Raw genomic sequence first — 6,193 nt, forward strand, 5'->3', positions numbered from 1 at the left:
ACACGGATTTCGTGGGATATCGCCATTGGGGGAGGGGCTGACGGGGAGGGGGGGCGAGCCCCCCCTCCCCTGTCTCCACTTACTAAGGAATTCCTGTAACCCCACCCCTCCCGGCCTCCGGCCTCCTCCCCCGCCCCACGGGGGCGGGGGCAGTGCGTGGCGATAGTCACCACGGTCCACTGCACCAGGATTGTTCCTCGCCTACGTTGTTCTGTCTGCCGCCGGAGGATCAGCTGCCCCACCAGAGCACTCCGGAAAAAAGACAGGATGGATAATTATATATCCGCCCGCCCGCACACTCCCATTAACCATGTACCTCGTCATCCGCTGTCCGGGCTGCAAAACCTTCAACTACGTGGACCGTTACCAGCGCTGGAGGCTCTGTCCCATGTGCGGGGAGGCGATCAACGTCGGACGTGCGCCGGTCTACCTGGATGTCGACGACTTTCTGGATGCAGAACGGGTGGTGGAGCAGCTGGAATCTTACCTGCACCAGACCGGAAAAAAAGACCTGACGGAACAGGACATCCAGCAGTTACGAGCCCAGTACGCAAGGTGGGTGAAAAACAGGGTCTGATCACCAGAGACGCCCGCAGCCCGGGCAGAGCATGCTCACTCTTCTTCCGCAGTGCGGGCAGTAAAGGCCCGTGCGCTCGTTGTTTTCCAGCGGCCTCCCACACTTCTTACAGTGAATCGGGGCCTCAAACCCACACTCGTGCCTGACCATCAGTCCAGATATTCGTAGTCCTTCACAAAAAGATTTCCTTTCCCGCGGTTCGCGATATCCCCGGCGAACCGGATAAGCGTGTGCCCCTCGTGCTGAACCGTCCCGATCTTTCTGAACGTGGGGAGCATCCCCTGCGCGGTGCCGTAGACGTAGCAGGAGCCCTCCTTCATGTTCGCACCCGGGCGGCGGCAGTCCCCGTGGACGACGAGCGTGCCGCCGCGCATCTCCGCCCCGGCCATGTCCCCGGCATTGCCGTGCACGGTCACGGTGCCGCCGGCGATGCTCTCCGCGAGGAAGTCCCCGGCGCGGCCGAAGACCTCCACGGTGCCGCCGGTCATTCCCTTCCGGCCGCCGCGGTATCCCGACGCGCAGTAGTCGGCAGCGTCGCCCCGGCAGACGATGGTCCCCCCCGCCATCTCCCGCCCGAGCCAGCCGTCGGCGTTGCCGTGGACCTCGATGGTCCCGCCGCTCATGAAATTGCCGCAGTGCATCCCGATATTCCCGAGGATGGTTATCCTGCCGCCGTCCATGTACTCGCCGACCCTCTTCAACCGGGACGTCTCCCCCGAGAGGACGACCTCGACGTCCTCCGCCCGATCGGCATCGCCCTCCACCGAGACCGAGAAGACCTCGTCGAGCCGGAGCTCGCGGTTCCCCCGCCAGACCAAAAGATCGGTGCCGTCGAGGAAGTTCTTCGGGACGATCGACTCCGCCTCGATGGGAATGAACGATCTCGCGGCGGGTTTCATCGCGAGGGTGACCTTCATATCCTCGCCTCCGTCTCGATGCACCGGTTCCGGTTCAGGTACTCCTCCTGCACCGGGTAGTTCCTCATCCGGACCGTGTAGTAGCGATCGAACTTCTCGATGAAGTCCGGGTCTTTCCCCATATCGTAAGCCTCCGAGACCTTCGGCCGGACCCAGAACGTGGCGTTGCTCCCGTCGACAAGGCACTCGCCCCTCCGGGCGACGACCGTGCCCCGCTTGATCGTGTACTCGGTCCGGCTGAACGCATCGATCACTTTTTGATAGTCAACCGACGGATCGACCTCGCCGATCTTGAGGGGATAGATGGCGACATCCGCATCGGCGCCCGGCCCGAGATGGCCTTTCCCGAGATCCTGGATCCCGAGCGCCTTCGCCTGGCCGGCCCGGGTCATCACCGCGATCTCGTACCAGTCCAGCTCCCGCTCGATCGCCGGGAGGGGCACCCTTGCCTCGGTATCGGGATGGATCGTGGCGAACTCGGCGTCGCGATACTTCTTGCTCATCAGGAGGCCGATGATCTCCGGGTATTTGACGAACGGCGCACCGTTCGGGTTATCCGTCGTCAGCAGGCACTGCCAGGGACTCTTCGTGAGGAGCGCGAGCTCAAGGCCGATCGCCCACATGATCGAGTTGACCAGGTTCTTGCGCCGGTAGATGACCGGGATGATCCCCGAACCGGTCTCGAGCTCCACGTCGTGGTTGCTCCACTTCTCGTGGTGGAGGCGGTAGAGGTTGAACTCCATCGGCCCGTCGGCGGTCATCGTCGTCGTCCGGCCGAACATCACCTGCCCCATGTCCATGACGATCTGGGGGCGCATATCGACGAACCGCGCAATCGGCTCGCTCTTCGAGCAGAAGTCCTTCCAATCCGATCCGCCGTAGGCGTGGAACTGGACGTGGGTGGCATACAGTGTCTGCCGTTTTTTGTTCAGGTCGGGGATGAGGCCGAGCGACCCGAGCGTGCAGGAGTAGTTCCCCGGGGTACCCAGGTTGTTGCAGTGGAGGTGGACGGAGTGCGGGAGGCCGAGGAGTTCGTTCGCCTCGACGATCGACCGGATGATCTCCGCGGGCGTCACCTCGAAGTAGGGCACCGGGTCCCTGATGCACGAGACGTTCTTGCCCCACTGCCATGCCTCGGTACCGCCGGGGTTCGTGAGCTTGATGGCGAACCCCTTCACCGCCCGGAGCGTCCAGCCGATGATGGCCGCGACCCTTTTTACGTCGCCGTCGCGGATCGCCTCCATGATCGCCCAGTTCCCGTCGAAGAGGGTGTTCGCCATCGTGTCCTGGAGGGGGGTGTAGATGAACTCCTCATGGGTATGGCGGGCCTCGAGCGGCGCCATCGCGCCCTCGAGCAGGGTGGTGTAGCCCATCACGCTGTAGCGGTAGCTGTTGCCGTAGGTGGTCGGGACGCTGTAGCCGGACGTGGCATGCAGCGGCCCCTGGCGGGGCGTTCTTCCGGCCCGCATATCCTCGGGGCTCATGTACCGCCCGAAGTTCACCTTCGTCCCGCAGATATGGGTGTGGGAATCGACTCCGCCCGGCAGGGTGAGCATGCCGCGGGCGTCGATCACCTCCGCCGCATCGCTCACCTCCTCGACGATCTTCCCATCAAGGATGGCGATATCCATCGTCTCGGCGTTGATACCCCGGAGAGGGTCGATCACGTAGGCGTTCTTCACCAGGAGTTCTGTCATCGTTCCAGCGCCTCCTGCATCAGGGCGCACATCCTGGAGAGGACCTCCCGATCGGACAGGTAATCGGTTGAGAGGACTTTCCTCGTCCGGATGGGCACCCCGTCCATCCGGTAGGCGGTCCCTTCGGCGTCGATCCCGGTCACCGCCACCGGGATCTGGACGTTGCAGAACGCGGTGGTGGCGTTCGGATAGGGATCGAGCTGGACCACCGGTATGTCGGCGAGGTGCTCGAGGCACTTCCGCGGGAAGTGGGCCGCCGGGTCGCTCCCGACGATCAGCGCCGCATCGCACTCTTTGCGGGCCAGGATGTCCACCGCCGTCGTCTCCCCGGGGTTGTAGAAGGCGATCCCCCGGGAGTAGTCGATCCCGAAGGGGTAGCCGGTCATCCAGGTGTTCACTTCGTTGGACCCGTAGACGTTGTAGTGGCCCCGCATCGCCGAGATCGTGAACTTCGTATGCCGGCTCAGCTCCGAGACGAGTTCGATGGCGTTTCTGATGTTCTTGTACTTCCCCCGGGTCATCGTGAGCCCGAGCCCGAAGTAGACCGCCCCGAACTTCGCATTCTTGCAGAGGTTTGCCACCCGGACGAGCTGCTCCCGGGTGACGCCCGCGACCGTCCGCGGGATAGTATCCGTCTTCCCCTGGACGATCGCCCGGAGCGCCGAGAGGACCGCGTAGTCCCCGCCGGGCTTGATCCGCACGAACTCGTCGGCGATGTTCGCGGTCTCGGTTTTGCGGATATCGACGACGATCACCTTCCGGTCGCGGAAGGCATTCTCGAGGAAGAAGCCTTCGGCATACCGCGTGTACCGGGAGAGGTGGCGGGGATGGGCGTCGATCGGGTTCGACCCCCAGTAGATCACGAGGTCCGCCCGGTTCTTCACCACCCCGAGCGTGCATCCCGGGTGCCCGACCTCCTGGATGGCGAGGATGGACGGCCCGTGGCAGACCGAGGAGGTGTTGTCGATGACGCCCCGCACGAGTTCGGCCATGTGCACCCCCACGCACTGGGCCTCCCCGTGGGTGCCGCTCCACCCGTAGAGGAGCGGGCGCTCGGCGGAGAGCAGCATATCGGCGGCGTACTGAACCGCCTCATCATAGGTGATATCCCTCCACCGGTCCCCGTCGCGCAGGATCGGGTTCTTCATCCTCTTCTCGCCCATGAACTTCGTCGTCCCGAGCTCGCAGGCGTTCGTCACGGCGACCACCCTGTCGTCCTCCACTTCCACCTCGATGTCGTCGCAGAGGCATCCGCAGAAGGGGCAGACCGCGTCCTTAACGATCATAAGCAAGGCCTCCCAGGTCTTCCATCAGCTCGTGAACCGTCTTCGGTTCTTCATCCGTCGGTTCGATCTCCACCTCGTGGGACTTGAAGTCCGGCATCCCGGTGGAGCGGGTGCCGGCAGCGACGATGTGGTTTGCGTAGGGCCCGTAAGGCACAAAGACGGTGCCCGTCTCCACCTCGACCGACGCGGACGCCCGCATGACGACCTCCCCGCAGGGCCCGGTCACCCGGATGGTATCGCCGTCATCAAGCCCGAGTTCCAGCATGTCGAACTCGTGCATGAAGCAGGTCGAGGTCTCGGCCGCGTATTCGGCGGAGGTCTTGTTCTCGACCGTCACGCCCTGGTTCACCGTCCGCCCGGTGATCATGAGAAACGTCATGCCTCCGCCTCCTCGAGATGCACCCCTTCCACCATCCGGGCGACCCGGATCGCGCGGTTCGGGCAGTTGTTCTCGCAGGTCTTGCATCCCGTGCACTTCTCCTCGTGGAGTATCGTCACCCGGCCGCCCTCGATCCGCATGATCACTTCGTCGCTTGCGGACGTCCCGGTCCCCGCGAGCTGGGGGTCTATCTCCCGGTTGACCGGACAGGAGACGCAGCAGTTCCCACATCGCATGCAGAGGGTGTCGTCGACCTGGAGCCGGTACCACGAGGAGAACGCCGTTTTGTCACGCCGGGTGACGTCGAGGATCCGCCCGCTCGATAGAACACCCTCGGGGCACGCCTCGACGCAGAGGCCGCACCGGATGCAGTGGCCCGGGTAGATCTCCGGTTCCCATCCGTCCTTTTTGTGGAGGACAGCGATGGCGCCGGGCGCCGGGCAGATCATCATGCAGGTGAGGCACCCCGTGCATTCCTTCTCCGTCAGGGACGGGTAGTCCTTGAAGTAGGAGGGGGCGACCAGCGGCGCGGTCTTTGCGAAGAAGAACTTCCTCACCCATTCCGGCCGGAAGAACTCACGCAGGTAGTAGACGATCGATCGCATATCCTCACCTCTCGTTGCACGCGATGCAGGGGTCGCTGCTGATGAACGTCGACGTCACGTCGGCGATCGACGTGACGTCCCTGATCATCGAATGGGCGCAGGCCTCGATGTTCATGATCGACGGCGTCCGGATCGCGATATCGACCACCCTGCCGTATTCGTCGGTCTTGATGGAGTAGGTCAGTTCGCCGCGGGGGGCTTCGCCGCCGTACGAGACCTCGCCCGCTTTGCAGAGGCCGCCGCCCCGGATCGGGCCGTCGGGAAGGGAATCTATGCACTTCCTTATCAGGTCGATGCTCTGGAAGACCTCCTGGAACCTGACCATGATCCGGGCGAAGTTGTCGCCCTCGGTCCGGGTTACCTGTGTAAAGCCGAGCTCCCGGTAGGTCGGGTGGCGGAGGCGGAGGTCGCAGACAACACCGCTCGCCCGGGCCGTGGGGCCGACAGTGTGGGCGCGGATCGCCTCCTCGCGATCCATGACCCCGATACCTTTGCTTCGCAGGGCAATCAGGGGGCCGGTCTCGAACATCCCGGTGTGCCGCCTCATCTCGCCCTCCACCTTCACGAGATCGGCGAGCATCGCCGCGGCGTCCTCCGGCAGGAGGTCGAACCGGACCCCGCCCGGGATCATGTAGGCGGTGTTGATCCTCGAGCCCGTGAGCCGCTCCAGGTTGTCGAGCACCGTCTCCCGTGTGTTTAAGAGGTACATCGCGAGCGTCTCGTGCTCGATCG

At 64.1% G+C, this 6,193-nt stretch carries 7 protein-coding genes; 1 reads left to right on the forward strand and 6 read right to left on the reverse strand.

Annotated elements, in window-relative coordinates; genetic code table 11:
• Positions 1 to 310: 310 nt before the first annotated feature.
• Positions 311 to 577, forward strand: coding sequence for a DUF1922 domain-containing protein (locus tag BRA62_RS10845; RefSeq protein WP_292366587.1), 267 nt, complete (start codon positions 311 to 313; stop codon positions 575 to 577).
• A 149-nt stretch (positions 578 to 726) separates the two neighbouring features.
• Here the strand turns inward: BRA62_RS10845 and BRA62_RS10850 are convergent, their stop codons facing one another.
• From BRA62_RS10850 to BRA62_RS10875, 6 genes are all read right to left on the reverse strand, one after another.
• Entirely contained in the window at positions 727 to 1,494 is a 768-nt protein-coding gene (locus BRA62_RS10850) for a formylmethanofuran dehydrogenase subunit C (protein WP_292366588.1), read from the reverse strand.
• A complete protein-coding gene (locus BRA62_RS10855) occupies positions 1,491 to 3,191 on the reverse strand; it encodes a formylmethanofuran dehydrogenase subunit A (RefSeq protein WP_292366589.1) in 1,701 nt (566 codons plus the stop codon). The genes BRA62_RS10850 and BRA62_RS10855 overlap by 4 nt, the downstream gene beginning before the upstream one ends.
• Positions 3,188 to 4,477, reverse strand: coding sequence for a formylmethanofuran dehydrogenase subunit B (locus BRA62_RS10860; RefSeq protein WP_292366590.1), 1,290 nt, complete (start codon positions 4,475 to 4,477; stop codon positions 3,188 to 3,190). Before BRA62_RS10860 ends, BRA62_RS10855 begins: the two co-directional genes overlap by 4 nt.
• Complete coding sequence (locus BRA62_RS10865) at positions 4,467 to 4,856, reverse strand: molybdopterin dinucleotide binding domain-containing protein (RefSeq protein WP_292366591.1); 390 nt, start codon at positions 4,854 to 4,856, stop codon at positions 4,467 to 4,469. Before BRA62_RS10865 ends, BRA62_RS10860 begins: the two co-directional genes overlap by 11 nt.
• Positions 4,853 to 5,461, reverse strand: coding sequence for a 4Fe-4S binding protein (locus BRA62_RS10870; RefSeq protein ID WP_292366592.1), 609 nt, complete (start codon positions 5,459 to 5,461; stop codon positions 4,853 to 4,855). Before BRA62_RS10870 ends, BRA62_RS10865 begins: the two co-directional genes overlap by 4 nt.
• Positions 5,462 to 5,465: 4 nt before the next feature.
• On the reverse strand, positions 5,466 to 6,193 hold a 728-nt coding region (locus BRA62_RS10875; protein WP_292366593.1), incomplete at its 5' end, for a hypothetical protein.

The organism is Methanoculleus sp. UBA208, assembly GCF_002498065.1.
In the GTDB taxonomy this organism is placed as follows: domain Archaea; phylum Halobacteriota; class Methanomicrobia; order Methanomicrobiales; family Methanoculleaceae; genus Methanoculleus.